Below are 18,861 nucleotides of genomic sequence, written 5' to 3' on the forward strand. Positions count from 1 at the left end.
ATTCAGTTACCGATAAAGGAATCTAGATTAACTAGTAAAGGTTTAGCAGAGTTAGCTAATATCCCTCATTCAATGTTTAGTTAAATCGAGAAAGGGATAACCAATACACAAGAATTAATTTTGAGATCTAATCAAAAAAATAAACCTCCCTAAAAGTGGGAATGTTTCATACAAATAATGATTAACAAATTATATATATAATTTAAATATTTGAAAATACTAAAAAGTAAAACATCAACTCTCCTTTAAAAAGAGTTGATGTTTCATCTTATTGGTTAGGTTCTTAATACAATTGGAAGGGACAATAATTCTATCTATTTATAAAAGTATTAATTTAATATGTCTATATCTTTTTTACATCAATACTATATTACTTTTATACATGATAATACACTCACTTATTTAAATCGCGTATTAATTTACACTAATATTTTCTTCTTCAAAATCCGTAATTTCAATTCCCCTTGAATGTAAACCTCTTAACAAGACTAAATGTTTATATAACAATTTTTCATTTTCTTTCTTTTGCTCCTCATATTCAATTTTAAAGACTTTACTTCTCATTTTTTCATTGTCTAATTGCTTCTTGACCTTACTAATTTTAACCTCTTGAGATAACAGATCCTTTTTTAATTGGCAAATAGTTTGTTGTAATTCTTCAATCTGTTTATTAAAAGCGAAATTTTCTCTAGAATCAGATTTTTCTTTTTGAATTTTTACCCATTTAACATCCCAAAGCTTTCTTAAATGTGGCTTGTACAATGCAGTCCTACTCAAGCCAGTCATTTCAGCAAGCTTTTCAGCTTTCATTTTTGTGTGGTTCCCCTCAAGATCACGCAGTGTTTGAATAGCCCATTGAACCCTCTGAATAGAATCTTGTTTCTTTTCATCTTGATATTTAGCTAGACCCAGACTCTTCATCTTTACTCCCATCTATGCACATTTTCATCTTTCATTTTGTTCTTAATACTCCCTTCATACTCCACTATTCCTGATTGACATACTTCAATAATCCTTTCCAGGTAACTTACATTTCGAATTGCATTTTCTAAATGTGCAGCTCTTCTTTCATCATTGGCCGTCCTCTCGATAACATCTAGCCAATATCGATGCTCTTTTTTGTAATCTTCAAGATAGTCGGCTTTAGGTATAAACCAATCACACGCATAACATTCAAAATGAATGGAAGTACCTTTTGGATTACATCCTATGATATCCCCGCATATTCCAACACCTTTTTTCCCATTAACTTCCCATGTCAAATATTTGTTAATATCCTTTGATAGATATTTAATAGTATTTTCATCTAAATTCATAATACGCCCTCTAAAAGACACAGCACTATCTCGTGCATTTTTCAAATTACCAATATTAAGATGTACCTCTTTATGTTTTTCTTTAATTTGCTCAATATAATTAGCGAGCATATTTGTATTTTTGTGTTTTGTAAGCTTAATAATTTGTTCAACTGTATAACCAACTTGATACAATCTATCTGTAATAGCGTTATGTCTGAATTGATGTGTAGTAGGGCAGTAAATATTCCCTTTAGTATCTTTGATACCAGAAATCAATACTAATTCTTTAATTAATTTATTTATCTTTTCTACATCCCATATTCTAAGATTTTTATGTTGCTTATTATAAACATACGAAATTTTATTATTATCATCACGAAAATTCCAATGTTTTACAACGAATAAATAGTCACTGTTTTTCTTATATCTATCTCCTAATTCGAAATTCTCCAATAAATTTTCAGTTTGTCTTTGAAGCTTTTTTATTAAATCTATTACAAACTTTCCATGCCCCTGATAAATCACAGGTATGATTTTAAGCTCGGCCTGTAAATAACCACCATTTTGTTTAAAAGAAGGGATTGTAATGGTATATTCACTAAAGAAAGTGTTTAAACAAGACCTCTTCATGCTCAAAATTTCTGTAATTCTATTTGGAAAAGAACGCATAAGCCAGTACAGAGTTCGAAACTCTAAGGGAACATTTACACTGAAATCTTTCATCAAAAAATCTAATTTTTTAATTACCTCATTTGGTATAACGCGTTTATTTTTATTTCCTACCTGCTTAAAAGGATTAATCTCTTTTGTTGGAACTATATCTGGAAAAACAGGAAATCCCCTCATAACTTCAAATATGTCCTGAACCGCACTATATATATACGATTTTCTGTTAGTAGAATACTCATGATTCAGTCTAAGTTCATACTCGAATTTATTGATGATACTTCTGTCTACTTCTTTTAGAGTTTTGCCTTGATAATTTGCCTTCAAGAAAACAAGGAATATTCCGAACATATATACTTTTCTTTGGATAGATAGAACTGAATTATTTTTGATTAAAGTATAATATTTTAATGCTTTTTTATATCCATCATCTATAGATAAAAACCTTACCACGTAAGTTCTCTTATGTTGAGCATCTTTGTGTTTTTTATTAAAATACCACACATCGTCTTCAAATTTAAAATCACCTAATTGATTAATTTTACTTTTCAACTCTGTTTTTAACTTTTCATTAAAAATAGCGCTCTTACTTGATACTATTATATTTTGCTCCATTTAATTCTAACCTTTCATACATAAATTTTTCTAATTGTTTAATAGTTTTTTTATAGTATTCTAGCAGATGAAGTTCTGCCTGATATTCTCTATATTCATGCCAATCCTCCATCCCCTCCTCCTGGAATCTTCTCATTATTTCTTCTAAATATCTTTGTTGCTCATCTTTTAACTTTTTCCACATCGGCAATTTTTGTGGACCTGTTATTAGCATTTTACAACCTGTACATTTGCTTTTTTTACAAGGTCCAAAAGATACATGTTTAGCACAAATACCGTGTCCCTGAGGAGTTTCTCTGGAACCTAGCGTTATTTCACGTTTAAGACTTATAAATTCTGCATTAGAGTATGCTTCTTTAATATCTTGATCGAGATTATTAAACATTAACTCAAAGTATTCCATATCAAGTTCAGCAATTTTTTTTAATTGTACATCATGATAATGTTTAGCTGTTGTACTAGTATGCAAATGATCTAGTATATCCCCTACTTCATCCAAATTTGCTCCTTCTGTGAATAGATTTACAGCTACGGTTTTTCTACACTGATGATGAGTATAATGCCATAATTCTCCTCTACTATCTTTAACTTCATATTTTTTTATTAAATTATTAATGAAATATGAAATGTTTCCACTCTCATAAAATCTGATACCTATGTCACTCTCTTTAATAAAAATATTTTTAATTCCATTATGCTCTCTTAAATTTTTTGTGTTTTCAATTTGTTCCTTTATACTATCCACCAAATTCAAACTAATAATAGGGATGGTATGATAATCTTCCAAACCTTTTTTTCTACGAAATTTCAATGTCTTTTGTGGAACAAATTTCAAACACGTAACATTGCTGTGTTCATCGTATATTAAACAATCTTTAGTAAGGGTAAGAACCTCTCCTATTCTCATCCCAGTGTTCATCATGATTAACCAAACTAATTGTACATAGTCCGGTAATTCTTCTAATTTTTCTTCTAATTTCAAAATCACTTCTTCTGGAATATAACTAGCACTTGTAATAAAACTTTCAGAATTGTGCATAGTAATTAATCGAAAAGGATTTACTAAATACTCTTTTTCGTATCTTTCCTTCAACCAATCAAATATTAGTCTACATTCTGAAATACATGATTGAATAACTTTTACTTTATAATTTCCCCCTTTTGCATTCTTCAGCTGTTGAAGTGAAAGTAATATTTGTTCAACTTTATATTGGTTTATATCTAAAAACGAAAAGCCTTTTCCTATTGACATGCTATCTACTGTTTTACCGAACATTTTTACATAAGTATATTTATTTTGTATACTCTGAAAATTCTGCTCAAACGTGATTTGAGAATAAAAGTATTTCTTAATTTCATCTTTTAATTTTCCAGAAAAACCATTCCATTTCAATCGAACAATCTCCAGATAATCTAATTTCTTTTTCATTAAGATATACTCATCTTCTGTTATTTTATAACTATAACTACCCATATTTTTATAAAACTTTTTTTTAATATTATCTACTATTCTACTTACAAAAACCTGGAATTCTGGTATATCTTCATATCGGTGAGAGCTTATCAATTTTAGCCCTAATGAATATTCCCCTAACTGTTTCTTAGTTATATTAAATTCTTGCTCTATTAACTTTGTACCACAAACAAACAAGTAATTCTCAAATTCTTCTTTAAACTTCAAAAATATACTGGAGAAAACCTCCCCCTTCGGAAACGCATTCAAAATTTCAATAACTCTTTCTCTATTTATTTGAATTAACGCCGTTCTAATCTCCGTTAACTTTTGTTGATAATATTCCTGTAAAATTTCATAACAAATTTTAATTCCTCGTAGTTCTTTATTAAACATTATGAATTGATTAATTATTGTATCTTTGACTATTTTATTTGGATTAATTATTTCTCCGACAACTTCTCCAATACGCAAACATCCACCTTTTACATATATTCTTTCACAAGCAATACTAACCATTGTTATAAATTCTTTTCGGAATACTTCAGCTGCTATAATGAAAACTAAATTCTTACTATCTTCCCTAGGATAATTTAAAATCAATTCACTGAAATCATCCAATTTTGACCTTTTCATAATTCCTTCAATTTCATTAACGAATTTCTTTAAATTTTCCATTCCACAATTGTTCCATTTGGAACTATACTTCTCGAACGACCATTTTAGTTCAACTTCGATATCATTAATTAAATATACATAAAAAAGATGCTTGGATTTTTTCAAAAACTTCACATTTGCCATTTTAGTCAGTCCCTTAATTTTAAACTTTTCTAAACATCAAATTTAGCACCTATTTCCCTAATCTTCTCCATAATTTTCTTTCGTTGTTTCTTTGAATACCCTTTTTCATAGACTTTTAGAGTATTAATGCTTGTCCATCCCATTTCTTCCTTAATTAATGTCTCTGTTACTCCTACTTCTGGTTTATCTCTCATTATTTCAACTAATTCCTGAGCTCTTGTACTTCTACCACTGTGTGTTCTAATTTCTTTTCGATCAAGACCTGCTTTTTCAGCCGCATCTTTTAATATGTTTAAAAAGTTCCTTGTTTTCAATGGTCTGCCTTTATACCTTCCTTTATAATTTAAAAACAAATAATTACTGTATTCAACATCTGCCTCTCGTCTGTCATTTTCTTTATAAATTTGTATATTATCAACTAAATTCTCATGAATCGGAATTTCTCTTTCCACAGTTTTTGCTCTAGCTTGATTCTCAATATTTGTTTCTTTAATAACTTTCAACCAATTATCAAAGGGATCGAAATGTTCTAATTTTAATCCTAATATTTCGCCTATTCTCATTCCAGTTTCTATACTAATACGAAAAACCAATTGATCCCTTAATGTTGGAAGTTGATTTATTATTGCTTTGACTTCTTGTTGAGTGTACCATTTAAGATGATTTCTATTTTCCTTATGTTTAATTTTGTTTAAAATTGTTTTTTCGGTATCCATTTCCCAAATTTGCCCATATAAAAATTTTGTCTCTACAACTTCTCTATTATTAATTTTCTTCCTACCATACACAATTGGATTCCTTTCAATTTTTTCATTATCTTCTAACCAATAATAAAAACTTTTTAAAACACCTATATTTAATTTCAATGCAGAAAAAGTTATCGGACTTTCGATTGAAACTACTACTCCTCTCATTCCAAGTAGATTCTTAACATATTCCTCAATAACTCCTTTTTTTGTTACTTCTTTATAGTGAATCCCAATTTCTTTTAAGTATCGTAAGTATCTCAACATGGAATAAGCATATCTTTCTCCAGTTAAGTAACTATTCATTGACATTAAATCAAGCCATAAACAAACATCTGGAATAGGTATTCCATCCTCCACAATTAAATACCTTAAACTTTTTCCATTTGAGGCTTTCTTTACCCTTAGCCCATTCATAATTCGTCCACACCCCCTCTCAATAACCACCTATATTCTAAAATATCATTTATAGTTTACAAATACCTTAAAAGTAAACTATTCTAATCCACTTATTTTATTAAGATAATGCAAAAAAGTTAACCATTCCCTATGGTTAACTTTAATGTAACAGAACATAAATGCCGCCCCTAGCTTTAATTGATCCTGATATTGGAAGATGACTATCACATTTTAATAATAATTCTCCTAAAATAGGTTGCTCATATTTTCTCTCTAAAGCTTCTTTCATAGAAGGTATTTTCACTAAAGGTGATTCGATTATGCCGTTCGCCCCTTTCGTTTCAGGAAAAACTTTCGCAATATATGGTGCAAAACGCTTTAATCTCTCTTCCGCATCTTTTACATTCTCTTCATTAAGTGGTGAATCTTTTATTGCTGTTTCATACTTTTCTATGTTTGGATTTATCCAAAATACTTCTTCTGTTGCAATAAGCTTATTCACTAATGGATATTCTGCTTGTAATGCCCCTATTTCTTTCATTTTGTTTCCTCCTTATATCCTTGTAGCTCACCATACAATAAATTATAATTAAATTAATTTTAATATAGTTTAACACAAATAATCCAATTAAGTTAATTTTAATTTAATTTATTTAAATATAATTTAATAATCATTAAGGAGATTTTCATTATGGAAAATATAGATATTGGTAAAAAAATTGAAAAACAAAGAAAAGAAAAAGGTTTAACTAGTAAAGAACTAGCAAAGATGGCCGATATTACACCATCAATGTTAAGTCAAATTGAGCGCGGGTCCGCTAACCCTTCTATCCAAACATTAAAAGTGCTTGCTAAAGCTCTTGATGTGCCAACATTTAGCTTTTTACTTGAAGATACAAATACAGACGATTTAATTGTACGTTCCCATAAACGAAAGAAAATGATTATTGATAATTTATCATATGAAATGCTTTCACCTGATTTCACTGGAAATTTAGCAACAGCAATTATGACCGTCCCGCCTAATACAGCTTCATCAGAAAATGTGCTAGAACATAAAGGAGAAGAATTAGCATTTGTCTTAGATGGGAAAATCATATTATATTTAAATGAGGAAGAATACGTATTAGAAACTGGCGACAGTGTAAAAATACCTGCTTATTTAAAGCATAAATGGGTGAATCATTTTGAAAAAAACGCGATAGTCTTATTTTCTGTTACTCCGCCGATTTTTTAATATATCAATAAAAACAGGATGATTCTTATAAAATGAGGATTATCCTGTTTTTGTTAAATAAGAAAGTGAAATTTTTGTTAAAAACTTAACAGTTGGACCCAATCCGAACAATCCTCCTAATAACATATTTACAAGTGAAACTATCCCTCCCATTGATGCTAACGTATCATGAGTCAGATTCATCCCACCACTACCAGAGGCACTTGTAATATTCACATAAAAATAAGAAACACGTAAAAATTAATTGTTTTTTCAGAATTTTGTTGAAAAATATGGTAAAATCACTCTTATACTTCTTCTATTTTGCTATTATAGAAATAATTAAATTAGGATACTTTTATCGAATGGGGGAATATATAATGAGTGTGTTATTAAAAGGGCATGAACAGATTGTCAACGAATTAAACATTTTATATCAAGTAATGGTAGCGGAGCAATTAATTGAAGCGAAACAATTAAAAGAAAAAATAGAGAAACAGATTAATAAAATTGAAGCTGATCAAAATCTATCGCTTTACTACTCCCTACTAAACTTTAAATATAAGGTCCTAACCGATTGGACAAACATTAAATATGATACTTTTAATCAAATTGTTCGTTTAGACAATCCAATAACTGAAGACTTTATTACTTATTATTATCACTTTTTTAAAGCTGAACATGCTACCATTATTGGAAATTATGATGAAGCAAAAAAAGAATACGAAAAAGCTGAATCCCTTTTAAAACATGTACCAGGCGAACTAGAAGAAGCTGAATATAAATATAAATTCGCTATATTTAATCACCATACAAACAAACCACTTACAGCAATCAATTATGCAAATCAAGCTAAAGAGATTTTCTCAAAATATCCACGTTATGAAATTAAAATAGCTCTATGCGAAAACATTTTAGGCTCATGTTCTGTTTATTTAAAACAATTCGAACAAGCCGAAGAGAACTATAATTCAGCAATCAATATTTTACAAAAGCTGAAAGACGATACACTAATCTTAAAAGTCCGAAATAACTTAGGTTGGCTCTACTCTTCTCAAAATCTATCAACCCTTGCTATTAGACATCTTACAATAGTTACAAACAAATTACCTAAACACCTAAAAGCCAATTTTCTACAAGCCAAAGAACATTTTAGTTTAAATGAAAAAGAACTTGCAAACGATTGGGTTCAAAAAGGCTTAGAAATTTGTAATGAATTAAATAATCAAGAATATAAACACCATTTCACTATCTTAAAAACACAACACACTGGTATTCTAGACGACTTAGAAAACGCAATTATTGCAGGCACTACATATTTTAACAGTAAAGAATTATACGATTATGTACAAGAATATTACGAATTATTAGCAGTAGAATTTCATAAAGTGAATAAAATAGAGAAATCTCAAAAATATTTTTTCAAAACTTACGAAGCAAAACAAAAATTATTAACTAAGGAGGCACTAAGATAATGAAAAAGATTAGTTTAGCTATTTTAACCTTTACATGCATACTTGCTTTTGGATTTAATAATTTTACTGAAAGTCAACAAGCAAAACAACTTCCAAAATGGGATACAGATAAACAAGAAACACATGCAGACCTATAGAAACCTAAAAACCCCTAATAAAGGGGTTTTTAAATTTCTACAATATAATGATTTAGCATATGATGAAGAAATATGCTTATAAAAGATAGCCATATACTCTCTGTACATGGCTATCTTTTATTTTTTCGGCACCAACAAAATCCCTAAACTAATAATACAAAAGCTCATTATTTGCTCTGCTGATAGACCAAACAGAACCGAATTTTGTTCACTAACAAGCGAAATAATAATATGAGCAAACCCCTCAATAATTAGAAAAACACTTATATTCTTTCCATTTCCGAGCCTTTCATTTTTCATCCATAACAAGCCCATTATACAAAGAGCAAGGCTGATCTCATATACGAAAATAGGGTGATATAAAAGTTTAGATTCATATATTTTCATTCCCCATGGTAGTGTCGTTTGTGCACCTACTTCATGATGGAATAGAAAATAAAAGATAATGCACACACACAATCCAAAAGGCAATGCATCAAGTAAAATACGAAGCGAAAATTGCTCCTTTTTACTTTTCCAAACAATGTATACACTCGCAATCACGCATCCTACTACAATATGTTGCATACTTCCAACAGCTAATATTGCTTGCACTGGCGCCCCAAAGGCCCATACAGGATTTAAAATTGATGGTGCAAACTTCCATACAAATACGATGATAAGAAAAGCATTTGTTACGGCATCCATCATTTTTTCATATGATACATTTTGATGCCTCATCTTTCGTTTCATCAACACAAATCCAAATAGACTTCCAATTATAAGAGATATGGGTTGTAACCTCACGATCCACTCCATCGTCACCAAATCTCCTTTTAATTCTCAATCAATTTCTTAAATTTCTTTTCTAATTGATCTGGTGGTAATACACCTCGTACATGATCTACTATAATTCCATCTTTATTAACAAAAAATGTCGTCGGTAAAGAGAATACTTTATAATCTAGTCCAGCTACTCCGTCCATATCTAGTAGAACAGGAAACTCAAAACCATAACGATTAGCAAATGCGCTTGCTTCTTGTACTGGGTCACTAACAGTTGCATTCACCGCAAAAATTTCAACATCCTTTTTATATTTATCATACATATGAACTAAGTCAGGTGCCTCCATTTCACACGGCCCACACCATGATGCCCAAAAATTAATAATATACGGTTTTCCCTTTGCATCATTTAACGACTGTAACTTTCCGTCTAATCCTTTTAATGTGATGCTAGGTGCTTTAAAACCGACTTGTGGTAATACTTCTTTCTCCTGTAACTCTGCTTGCTTTGCTTTTCTTTCCTTCTCTTCTTTCTTTGAATTATAAAAGTTAACCCCCGCCCAAACGAGTGCCCCTACTAATATAATAGCAATTATTTTCTTCACTTTTCTTCCTCCTCATTTTTAAAAACCTGTAAATCCACCGAATAGACGAATAAAGAATGCTGTAATTTTCGCCATTTGATTTGTATACAATAAAATACCCGTTACAATCATCATTCCACCGCCAATTTTCATCATGACATTGGCATATGTAACAATCCATTTTACCTTCCCAATAAAGAATGCCATCACGAAAAATGGAACCGCAAACCCAAGAGTATACGCTGTAATATAAAGAAGTGCCCCTTCAGGATTCGTCGCGCCAAGCATGAGTACAGCTGAAAATATTGGTCCAACACATGGCGTCCAACCCGCTGCATATGTCATACCGACTAAAATCGAGCGAATAAATCGAGTCGATTTACTTCTATACTGCACCTTTTTCTCTGCCATAAGCCACTTAGGCTGAAACAAGCCCGTCATAAATAGCCCCATTAAAACAATAAAAATCCCACCAATTTGTTGAATCAATTTTTGGTTAGATGAAAATGTTATTCCAATCCAACTTACCGATAAACCTAACGCGTAAAATATAACCGAAAATCCGATCATAAAAAATACTGTATGTATAATCGCTGATTTTTGCATAATCCCACGATTTTCTTTTAAATCTTGAATAGACACACCTGTAATATAAGATAAATAAGATGGATATAGCGGTAAAGAGCACGGTGATATAAATGACAATACTCCCGCCCCAGCCACAAGCCAAATTGTTAAATCTGCTGCATTCATTTTATTCCCCCTGAAACACTACAACGAGTAGTGTTTATTCTAAAAAAAAGAGGCTATATGCACTCTCCGACAATAAGTACAACCGACATACAGAATAAACCTACTGTTACATATACCGAATTCGTATGTAACGGAATAGTAAGCTTAACAACCTTTTCATTTAACACTTGCTCGATTCGTAAATTTATTGCTGTTTTTGCAAATGAAGCTGTAACACATCGATTTTCCATTGTCTTTATTTTAATTAATTTTAATAACGCACTACCTAACTCAAATGAAGATTTCATTTTTCCCATCGCATATTTATCTGCTGCTAACTCTTGATACGTATGATATCGTTGTAACAACCCTTTTAATATTGGTATGTACATCATTCCTTCTGCTAATAGCGTAAAACAAAATAATTTTAGCGGATCCCAATTCTTTTGATGATATTCTTCATGGAAAATAATTGCATCCATTTCTTCATCTGAAAATGTTTGAAGCATCCCTTCTGACATGACAACTTTCGGACGAAATAGCCCAATTGTAAATGCCGCAACTTCCGTAGTCGGCAATATATATATTTGTTTTCCTTTTCGGATGAAAGGGATAAGTACTTTTTTTAATTTTTTACTATAGAAAAATTGTCGCCAAATTCTTTTGCACACGATTAATACAGTAAGTAATAATAATCCAGCGATTATTATACGAATCAGCGATAATTCTTTCATATGTTTTTCTAACTGGAACAAGCAAAATTTTGAAAGAAGGAACATCTTATTTTGAAACAGAAATGGATATGTAACGTAATACAGTAACAAGCTGAAAAAGAGGGTACTAACAATTACTGCTAACAATACGATTTTACGCATTTGCCATTTCATTTCATTAATCCTCTTTTTTTAACTGACTCAATTTGTCTTCTAACTTTTTTATTAAAGTCGGATCAGCCTGCTCTAACTCATCTAACATATGATTTACAACTAAATCTCCAAATTCCCCCATCAATTCCTGTGTCATTTTCTTCGTTTGATTGGATAAGAATTCTTCTTTCGTTTGTACAGCACGATATATGCCACTTCTTTTCACAGTCTGTTTTTCTAAGTGTAATTTCTCTACTAACCTGTTCATAACTGTCATAACAGTGTTAAAATTCACAGGTGATTCTTCACTTAATTTCTGCTGCACTTCTTTAATCGTAATACCATCGCTAGACCAAACAATCTCCATAATTTTTGCTTCAAGCGGTCCAAAGAAATGATTTAACCCGTGCTCATTTAACTTATAGTTTTGAGTAAACATTGTACAACTCCTTTCACACTACGAATTGTAGTATAAATTAAATGAAAGGTCAAACGTAAATGATATATACGAAAATTAACTACCTATAAATACATAGGCTATTCCATTCATTTTAAACCTAATTTTTCTCCAAATGTATCAAAAAGGTACTGCTCTAATATTTGTACACTAAACTTCTCATTACGCCCAAGGGCAAATAATTCCCGATCTTTCGCTACGATAGTATCTAACGGAATAACTACATTATCCACTATTTTTACAATTTCGATTATATTACTTTTCACATTCACTTCTGTTTTAAATTCAACGTTTTCTAACACTATATGTGAACGTCTTCCTGATGCAAAAAAAGTAAAATTAGGATTTTTAACAACGCCAATTTCAGTCTCTAATGCATATAAATAGTGAAAAATTACATCTCTATGTCCATCTTTTATTATTTTTTCATCCTTCTCATCGTCTAAGTATTCTTTCAGCTTCGTTGTAAATTCAAATCGAAAATCCACTTTTTTCACGCTCCTTCTTTGTATTTCATATTAAATAAATATATTGAAATAATTTTACCATATTGTAATACAACTTCCTATTAAAAGTAAAAACTGTTTTAGAAAATCGCTATTATTTCCGATACCCTTTTAAAATATAAGTATAAATTCAATATGAATGAATGCGTCATTATATCTATTTAAACATATTTTTTCCATATTTTGAAACATTAGTATGAAATATTATATATCAATGAATGGTTTCTAATGCATTGGTATATATAGTCAGTAGTTTCTTTACTATTCCGATATACTTAAGCTATATTTTCTAATTATTGATTACATTACGGAAGGAATGTAACTCTCTTCTATCGAATTTTTATATAACAAAAATGATTAGGTGGTGCTTTACTATGAAATTAGCTGTCATTGGTGGCGGTGCTTTACAAGATTCAAATCACTTGCCTATTAATGAACGCCTTATAGAATTAACAAATAAACAGTACCCAAAAATATTGTTTATTCCAACGGCTAGTCATGATGATGAAAGCTATATAAAATTATTTTTAGACACGTTTGAAAAACAATTACATTGTGAAGTACAAATTTTACGTACTACAACAGATTCACCTTCTAAGTATGAAATAGACGAGATGATTCATTCAGCCGATTTAATTTATCTAGGTGGCGGGAACTATATTCACATGCTTACGCAATGGAAAGAACATAGACTCGATGAAAAATTATTATTGGCTCTGCAACAAGGAACACTTATTGCTGGTTATAGCGCTGGTGCTATGTGTTGGTTCACGTCTAGTATCAGATCAGATTATGAAGGTTCTGGTTATATAGAAAGTAACGGATGGGGGATTGTTAATAAAAGATTTTGTCCACATTATAATCAATTAAACAGAATGAACGCCTTCCATTCCTTTTTACAAAATCATCAAGGGAATATAGAAGGAATTGCACTCGAGGATAATTGCGCTTTATATATTACAGAAGAATCCTTTGAGATTATCGGTGAACCGGAAAAAGCGTGGGAGTTTTATATGAGTGATAAAACACTCATTAGACAACATTTTGATATCACTTTAAAAAGCTATTTGTAAACCTGCACTTACGAAAAAATGTCCCTAAGTCTAATAACTTAGGGACATTTTTTCTATTTAACTAACTAATCGTGTAATTCGTTTCTTTTGCCATGAAAGCTTATAATATGCATACTGTAATATTAAGCTGACAATAAATGCTGCTGGATACCCGATCCAGATGCCTTCTATTCCAAGACTTGTATGGTAAGAAAGATAATATGCTACGGGTACTTCTACAAGCCAAATTGAAACAACTCCAATAACAGTTGGCCAAAGTACTGTACCGCTCGCTCGCATTGTCGCACTAATAATTTGTGCATGACCGAAAATTAAATAACTCCATAACGTAATCATAACTAAGCTATGAGCAATTTCAATTGTAGTTTGACTCGTTAAAAATAGTGATAAAATATCTCTTGAGAATAAGTAAATAAGAGATATTAACACACCACCGATGACGTAGTTCATAATAATTCCGGCCTTCACAACTTTCTGCAATCGATCAAATTGATTCGCCCCAATTGATTGTGCTGCAAAAATAGAAACTGTAATACCAAGGCTAACTGCTGGCATTTGTACATAACTTGCAACTTGATTCACAACGCCGTAAGCAGCTGTTGCATCCGATCCGTAACGATTTACAAATACGATTACCGCAATTTCAGATAATGAAACTAATATCATATTAATACTCGCTGGAATACCGAGCCTTAACAATAACTTTAATAACTCCCCATCCATTCGAAGATATTTTCTAACCGTTCCATCTAGTTGTAATGGGTGATTTTTCTTCTTTAAATACACGAGCATGACAATAAACGTAATAACTGTGGATATAACAGAGGCATAGGCTGCTCCATACACATCTAATTTCGGAGCTCCTAACCATCCAAAAATAAGAATCGGTAATAAGATCATATTTAGCGCTGTACTTACAATTAAAAAGTAAAATGGCGTTTTAGAATCCCCTGTACCTCTCATAAATGTTGTGTATGCGAAATATAAAAATAATACTGGCATCGATATAAATAAAATCCGTGCATAATGTACACTTATTTCAATAATATTTTCTGGCGTTCCCATTAGACGCATAATATCCATCGCAAAAATACTGCCTATTATCGCTAACACAACTCCAATAATAAAGGTAAATGTCAACGTCGTACCAACGATAGCTTTTAAACGATCTTCGTTTTTAGCACCAAACGCCTGACCAATTAAAATAGAACTACCCGAACCTATTCCAATTACGAATGAAACAAGTAAAAAGAACAAAGGAAAGAATGCTGATATAGCCGCTAAATCATTAACTCCAAGCCATCTTCCTACTACTACCATACCAAATAATTGTCCAACTGATTGTAGTACATTACTTAATAATAACGGTACTAAAAACATCGACATCGATTTCCAAATCGGTTTACTCTCACTTTCCAACTTATGCGACTCCGCACCTTCTTTATTGTTATCTGCAGGTGGTTTCAAATTTCATTTCTCCTTTTATTAAACATCTATTTTCAATCTCTATCTCTTTGTATAGTTGTTATAATACTGTGCTTCTATTCATTTTCTTTTCGTATAATTATAACTTCACCCAATATTGACTTCCATCGGCTGTTCGATCTAAAAATCCATATTCGATTAAATATCTTCTTAATGTTACAAAATCAGGGTATACATTTTCTATCACTGTATTTACTTCTTTTTCAGTATACTTTTTATTACTATCAAACTTCTTCACTAAATGGCGCAATATAATTAATTTACGCTTTTGTTTCTTCGGAAATTTAGAGAGAGGTCCATCTAATCCTTCTGTAAAATGAGCTTTTAATACTTCATCATTTTCTTCTTCCGTAATATTGTATCGATTATCCACCATCGTTGCTGTTCTATGAATTGGCACAAATTTCGTTTGTACTTTTGATTTTTCTTCTGATAATTCCATTAGCGCTAAAAATACTTTTGCTTGCTTCATTTTCTCTCGCAGTGTAAATCGATGATTACGAATTGTTGATGTACTTCCGCCATCCATTTCTTTTACAATTTCTTTATCATTCAGTCCCATATGGAAAAACTGAACCATTTTCTTTTGTAAATCCGTTAAACCAGTAAATTTCTTATCCATATTTAACAAATAATCAAACATAGACGTATGCTCATTTTGAATATGCAATTGGACGAACTTCTCTGCTTCATACAAAATTTGGTTATCTTGATAAATAACACCTTTAATAAATGTTTCACCACAAGCTAAGCAAATGTACTCCTCTTTTTCTTCATCAAACACATACCCTTTCTTTAATTCCTCTATTGACGCATCCCAAAACTTCTCTGAAATATCGCTCATACTAAACACCCCTTTAAAATGTTTATTTAAAACCAAACAAATCAGTATAACGTTTACTATCACTTCACCATCTTATCACAACGCAAACAAACATTTCAATGTTTCGTTTACCCATTTTATAAACTTTTATAAAAACATCTAACAAAAGGGTTTAATACAAAGAAAAGCGAATATGTTTATACAAATTCATTTTATAGGATGTGAAATAGAACATAAATATTCTTCAAGACCCTTAGTTTACCGATAAACAAATTGCACAGAATACATATGCGATTAGTGAATATGGAACTGGTATTCACTCATTCCAAAACTTCAGTATTCAATTTTAACTACAAAAAAGATGTTTTCGTATAAGAAAACATCCTTTACTTTTTATATATTCTATTTACAGTCTCTACTAAAACCTTACTTGCTTGTACAAATGTATGCTTTCGATTTCTATCTTCAACAAATTTATTAGCACAACTACTCATAATCATCATACAACTAATTATGACTAACGCTATCTTTCTATTCTTGTAAGTCACTTCATGCCACTCCACTATTACAAAACTTCTTTTGAATTTATCCCATCAAGAAATTTTACATGAATAATAAAACGTGTGAATATGCAATTCTGCATATTCACACGTTTTATCACAATGTTATGATTTAATTTAGTTAAAGAACAAGTATACCGAGGTGACTAACTTGAAGTTTAAAGCGAAAAAAAATCCATTCCACGTCATTTTCATTACATTATTTATAATTATTTTTTTCGTTTCGTTATTCTTCCAAAATGAAAATTCTATTTTTTTCACTCTCATGATGCTGCTAAATATCGTGAATCTTTCTTCATTCTATTTCTCTCACTACAACGTAACGGAATCATCTCTTGTTGTAAAACACGGTTTCATACTTCGTACTGAAATCCCATTTAAAGACATTCGTCATATTAAGTACTCTGGCAAAAAACTTCGTTCAAAAAAATGGACGAGGCAACAATTAGAAATTAATTATAATTTATTTGACTCAGTGACCACTTTCGTACCACAAGAAGAAGAAAAATTCATTTCACTCTTAAAAGAGAACTGCCCACAGATGAAAGTAATGAATACGCCTGCTAACAAATAATATATTTTGAAGCTTGCATTATTGTAAGTAGATGAAACTTAAAAATGAACATCAAAAAAGCCAAGATTCTATACTAAGAATCTTGGCTTTTTCTATTACTCTTTTGGAGCAATCATTTTCTTTGGATCTACAATTTCATTAAATTGCTCTTCTGTTAGTAGTCCAGATTGCAACGCTGCTTCTTTTAAAGTTAATCCTTCTTTATGAGCATGCTTCGCAATTTTCGCTGCATTTTCATATCCGATATGTGGGTTTAGCGCTGTTACAAGCATTAGTGAACGATTCACATTTTCATTAATTACTTCTTCATCTGCTTCAATACCAACTGCACAATTGTCATTAAACGAAACAATTGCATCCGCTAATAAGTGAGCTGATTGTAAGAAGTTATAAGCAATAACAGGTTTAAATACATTTAACTCAAAGTTACCTTGGCTCGCAGCAAATCCGATTGTTGCATCATTCCCCATCACTTGCGCTACAACCATCGTTAATGCTTCACTTTGCGTTGGATTTACTTTACCAGGCATAATAGAGCTCCCTGGTTCATTTGCTGGAATAATAATCTCTCCAAGACCACTACGTGGACCACTTGCAAGCCAACGTACATCGTTAGCAATCTTCATTAGATCCGCAGCTAATGCTTTTAATGCACCGTGAGTATATACAACTTCATCATGGCTCGTTAATGCATGGAACTTATTTGGTGCAGAAACAAATTGTTTACCTGTAAATTGACTAATTTCCTCTGATACCATCTCACCAAATTTAGGATGAGCATTAATACCTGTTCCAACCGCAGTTCCACCAATTGCTAACTCTTTCATATATGTATTGCTCTCTGCAATCATACGCTCTGTTTTTTCAAGCATACGGTGCCATCCGCTAATTTCTTGCCCTAAAGTTAACGGCGTTGCATCTTGTAAATGTGTACGACCAATTTTTATAATATGTTCAAATGCAGTTACTTTTTCTGCTAAAGTTTCTTTTAATTTCGTAATTGCTGGTAATACGTGATTTTCTACTGCGATTACACAAGCTACATGAAGCGCCGTTGGAAATGTATCATTTGAACTTTGTGACATGTTCACATCATCATTCGGATGAATATGTACGTCAGATCCCTTCTCTTTCAAAATTTGATTCCCACGATTTGCAATTACTTCATTCACATTCATGTTTGACTGTGTACCACTACCTGTTTGCCATACGACAAGCGGAAAATGTTCATTCCATTTCCCTGCAATCACTTCATCCGCAGCTTCTACAATTGCTTCTGCTTTTTCTTCTGATAGCTTTCCTAATTTTTGATTGCTAAGCGCTGCACTCTTCTTTAAAATTGCAAATGCTTTTACAATTTCAAGCGGCATTTGCTCTGTTCCAATTGGAAAGTTTTCTTTACTACGTTGTGTTTGTGCTGCCCATAATTTATCAGCTGGAACTTTTATTTCTCCTAATGTATCTCTTTCAATTCTGTACTCCATGTTTTCATCCCCTTGAAAATATAATACCTACATCTCTTATAATAACAGACTTTCTCTTAAATGATAAGAATTCTCACTCTTATATATAGATATTCTATATTTATTTTAAAAAATTCCTCTTGACCTAAACTTAAGTTTAGGCTGTA

At 31.2% G+C, this 18,861-nt stretch carries 20 protein-coding genes and 1 pseudogene; 5 read left to right on the forward strand and 16 right to left on the reverse strand.

Going from position 1 to position 18,861, the window contains the following annotated elements; genetic code table 11:
* Window positions 1–414 precede the first annotated feature (414 nt).
* The 5 genes and pseudogenes from IBT51_RS01945 to IBT51_RS01965 form a co-directional block, all read right to left on the reverse strand.
* A complete protein-coding gene (locus IBT51_RS01945) occupies window positions 415–933 on the reverse strand; it encodes a DUF6262 family protein (protein WP_141108666.1) in 519 nt (172 codons plus the stop codon).
* Complete coding sequence (locus IBT51_RS01950; protein ID WP_061680255.1) at window positions 924–2,579, reverse strand: site-specific integrase; 1,656 nt, start codon at window positions 2,577–2,579, stop codon at window positions 924–926. The genes IBT51_RS01945 and IBT51_RS01950 overlap by 10 nt, the downstream gene beginning before the upstream one ends.
* Window positions 2,551–4,710: a site-specific integrase gene (locus IBT51_RS26990; protein ID WP_234472615.1), complete on the reverse strand. Its 2,160-nt coding sequence runs from the start codon at window positions 4,708–4,710 to the stop codon at window positions 2,551–2,553. Before IBT51_RS26990 ends, IBT51_RS01950 begins: the two co-directional genes overlap by 29 nt.
* Before the next feature lie 152 nt (window positions 4,711–4,862).
* Entirely contained in the window at window positions 4,863–5,996 is a 1,134-nt protein-coding gene (locus IBT51_RS01960) for a tyrosine-type recombinase/integrase (RefSeq protein ID WP_061680256.1), read from the reverse strand.
* Between the two features lie 148 nt (window positions 5,997–6,144).
* Window positions 6,145–6,519, reverse strand: a pseudogene (locus IBT51_RS01965) (D-serine ammonia-lyase); the annotation flags it as partial.
* A 150-nt stretch (window positions 6,520–6,669) separates the two neighbouring features.
* Between IBT51_RS01965 and IBT51_RS01970 the strand changes: the two are divergent.
* The gene (locus IBT51_RS01970; RefSeq protein WP_095691102.1) at window positions 6,670–7,215 is read left to right on the forward strand and encodes a helix-turn-helix domain-containing protein; all 546 of its coding nucleotides are present in this window, start codon (window positions 6,670–6,672) and stop codon (window positions 7,213–7,215) included.
* Window positions 7,216–7,254: 39 nt separating this feature from the next.
* Here IBT51_RS01970 and IBT51_RS01975 read toward each other — a convergent pair whose 3' ends face one another.
* Window positions 7,255–7,431 carry a hypothetical protein gene (locus tag IBT51_RS01975; RefSeq protein ID WP_061660324.1) on the reverse strand — a complete coding sequence of 59 codons (177 nt, stop codon included), beginning with the start codon at window positions 7,429–7,431 and terminating at the stop codon, window positions 7,255–7,257.
* 143 nt (window positions 7,432–7,574) lie between these two features.
* Here IBT51_RS01975 and IBT51_RS01980 point away from each other — a divergent pair, with 143 nt between their 5' ends.
* Window positions 7,575–8,669 (forward strand): response regulator aspartate phosphatase, encoded by a 1,095-nt coding sequence (locus IBT51_RS01980; protein ID WP_095691103.1) that lies wholly within the window; start codon window positions 7,575–7,577, stop codon window positions 8,667–8,669.
* Entirely contained in the window at window positions 8,669–8,806 is a 138-nt protein-coding gene (locus IBT51_RS01985; protein ID WP_000724012.1) for a hypothetical protein, read from the forward strand. The genes IBT51_RS01980 and IBT51_RS01985 overlap by 1 nt, the downstream gene beginning before the upstream one ends.
* 117 nt (window positions 8,807–8,923) lie before the next feature.
* On the opposite strand, the gene IBT51_RS01990 is transcribed toward IBT51_RS01985, so the two are convergent.
* From IBT51_RS01990 to IBT51_RS02015, 6 genes are all read right to left on the reverse strand, one after another.
* The gene (locus IBT51_RS01990) at window positions 8,924–9,604 is read right to left on the reverse strand and encodes a prolipoprotein diacylglyceryl transferase family protein (RefSeq protein WP_167316510.1); all 681 of its coding nucleotides are present in this window, start codon (window positions 9,602–9,604) and stop codon (window positions 8,924–8,926) included.
* A 17-nt stretch (window positions 9,605–9,621) separates the two neighbouring features.
* Window positions 9,622–10,176 (reverse strand): TlpA family protein disulfide reductase, encoded by a 555-nt coding sequence (locus IBT51_RS01995; RefSeq protein ID WP_000719879.1) that lies wholly within the window; start codon window positions 10,174–10,176, stop codon window positions 9,622–9,624.
* Between the two features lie 18 nt (window positions 10,177–10,194).
* Window positions 10,195–10,908 (reverse strand): cytochrome c biogenesis CcdA family protein, encoded by a 714-nt coding sequence (gene ccdA, locus IBT51_RS02000; protein ID WP_200457956.1) that lies wholly within the window; start codon window positions 10,906–10,908, stop codon window positions 10,195–10,197.
* A gap of 53 nt (window positions 10,909–10,961) precedes the next feature.
* Window positions 10,962–11,774, reverse strand: a complete 813-nt coding sequence (locus IBT51_RS02005; protein WP_200457957.1) for a M56 family metallopeptidase — start codon at window positions 11,772–11,774, stop codon at window positions 10,962–10,964.
* Between the two features lie 4 nt (window positions 11,775–11,778).
* Window positions 11,779–12,192, reverse strand: coding sequence for a BlaI/MecI/CopY family transcriptional regulator (locus IBT51_RS02010; protein ID WP_000495052.1), 414 nt, complete (start codon window positions 12,190–12,192; stop codon window positions 11,779–11,781).
* A gap of 107 nt (window positions 12,193–12,299) precedes the next feature.
* On the reverse strand, window positions 12,300–12,698 hold the full coding sequence (locus tag IBT51_RS02015) for a DUF3942 family protein (RefSeq protein WP_000347529.1): 399 nt from the start codon (window positions 12,696–12,698) through the stop codon (window positions 12,300–12,302).
* 392 nt (window positions 12,699–13,090) lie between these two features.
* Between IBT51_RS02015 and IBT51_RS02020 the strand changes: the two genes are divergently transcribed.
* The gene (locus tag IBT51_RS02020; protein ID WP_200457958.1) at window positions 13,091–13,789 is read left to right on the forward strand and encodes a peptidase E; all 699 of its coding nucleotides are present in this window, start codon (window positions 13,091–13,093) and stop codon (window positions 13,787–13,789) included.
* Window positions 13,790–13,846: 57 nt separating this feature from the next.
* Here IBT51_RS02020 and IBT51_RS02025 read toward each other — a convergent pair whose 3' ends face one another.
* The 3 genes from IBT51_RS02025 to IBT51_RS02035 all read right to left on the reverse strand — a co-directional run bounded on the left by IBT51_RS02025 (window position 13,847) and on the right by IBT51_RS02035 (window position 16,645).
* Window positions 13,847–15,256 (reverse strand): MATE family efflux transporter, encoded by a 1,410-nt coding sequence (locus tag IBT51_RS02025; protein WP_200457959.1) that lies wholly within the window; start codon window positions 15,254–15,256, stop codon window positions 13,847–13,849.
* Window positions 15,257–15,353: 97 nt separating this feature from the next.
* Window positions 15,354–16,118, reverse strand: a complete 765-nt coding sequence (locus IBT51_RS02030; RefSeq protein ID WP_200457960.1) for a DUF2087 domain-containing protein — start codon at window positions 16,116–16,118, stop codon at window positions 15,354–15,356.
* Between the two features lie 365 nt (window positions 16,119–16,483).
* The gene (locus tag IBT51_RS02035) at window positions 16,484–16,645 is read right to left on the reverse strand and encodes a hypothetical protein (protein ID WP_000221432.1); all 162 of its coding nucleotides are present in this window, start codon (window positions 16,643–16,645) and stop codon (window positions 16,484–16,486) included.
* Between the two features lie 163 nt (window positions 16,646–16,808).
* Between IBT51_RS02035 and IBT51_RS02040 the strand changes: the two genes are divergently transcribed.
* Window positions 16,809–17,231 carry a PH domain-containing protein gene (locus tag IBT51_RS02040; RefSeq protein WP_000669072.1) on the forward strand — a complete coding sequence of 141 codons (423 nt, stop codon included), beginning with the start codon at window positions 16,809–16,811 and terminating at the stop codon, window positions 17,229–17,231.
* A 95-nt stretch (window positions 17,232–17,326) separates the two neighbouring features.
* Here IBT51_RS02040 and fumC read toward each other — a convergent pair whose 3' ends face one another.
* On the reverse strand, window positions 17,327–18,715 hold the full coding sequence (gene fumC / locus IBT51_RS02045; RefSeq protein ID WP_053564799.1) for a class II fumarate hydratase: 1,389 nt from the start codon (window positions 18,713–18,715) through the stop codon (window positions 17,327–17,329).
* Window positions 18,716–18,861 lie beyond the last annotated feature (146 nt).

It is taken from the genome of Bacillus sp. S71 (genome assembly GCF_016625265.1).
Lineage (GTDB): Bacteria > Bacillota > Bacilli > Bacillales > Bacillaceae_G > Bacillus_A > Bacillus_A cereus.

What these genes read in the sequence shown, in the direction of transcription:
- IBT51_RS02020 (WP_200457958.1), top strand. Translation starts at nt 13,091, where the DNA reads ATGAAATTAGCTGTCATTGGTGGCGGTGCTTTACAAGATTCAAATCAC.
- IBT51_RS01985 (WP_000724012.1), top strand. Translation starts at nt 8,669, where the DNA reads ATGAAAAAGATTAGTTTAGCTATTTTAACCTTTACATGCATACTTGCT.
- IBT51_RS02005 (WP_200457957.1), bottom strand. Translation starts at nt 11,774, where the DNA reads ATGAAATGGCAAATGCGTAAAATCGTATTGTTAGCAGTAATTGTTAGT.
- IBT51_RS01945 (WP_141108666.1), bottom strand. Translation starts at nt 933, where the DNA reads ATGGGAGTAAAGATGAAGAGTCTGGGTCTAGCTAAATATCAAGATGAA.
- IBT51_RS26990 (WP_234472615.1), bottom strand. Translation starts at nt 4,710, where the DNA reads ATGGAAAATTTAAAGAAATTCGTTAATGAAATTGAAGGAATTATGAAA.
- IBT51_RS01960 (WP_061680256.1), bottom strand. Translation starts at nt 5,996, where the DNA reads ATGAATGGGCTAAGGGTAAAGAAAGCCTCAAATGGAAAAAGTTTAAGG.
- IBT51_RS01950 (WP_061680255.1), bottom strand. Translation starts at nt 2,579, where the DNA reads ATGGAGCAAAATATAATAGTATCAAGTAAGAGCGCTATTTTTAATGAA.
- IBT51_RS01980 (WP_095691103.1), top strand. Translation starts at nt 7,575, where the DNA reads ATGAGTGTGTTATTAAAAGGGCATGAACAGATTGTCAACGAATTAAAC.
- fumC (WP_053564799.1), bottom strand. Translation starts at nt 18,715, where the DNA reads ATGGAGTACAGAATTGAAAGAGATACATTAGGAGAAATAAAAGTTCCA.
- IBT51_RS02010 (WP_000495052.1), bottom strand. Translation starts at nt 12,192, where the DNA reads ATGTTTACTCAAAACTATAAGTTAAATGAGCACGGGTTAAATCATTTC.
- IBT51_RS02030 (WP_200457960.1), bottom strand. Translation starts at nt 16,118, where the DNA reads ATGAGCGATATTTCAGAGAAGTTTTGGGATGCGTCAATAGAGGAATTA.
- IBT51_RS01970 (WP_095691102.1), top strand. Translation starts at nt 6,670, where the DNA reads ATGGAAAATATAGATATTGGTAAAAAAATTGAAAAACAAAGAAAAGAA.
- ccdA (WP_200457956.1), bottom strand. Translation starts at nt 10,908, where the DNA reads ATGAATGCAGCAGATTTAACAATTTGGCTTGTGGCTGGGGCGGGAGTA.
- IBT51_RS01990 (WP_167316510.1), bottom strand. Translation starts at nt 9,604, where the DNA reads ATGGAGTGGATCGTGAGGTTACAACCCATATCTCTTATAATTGGAAGT.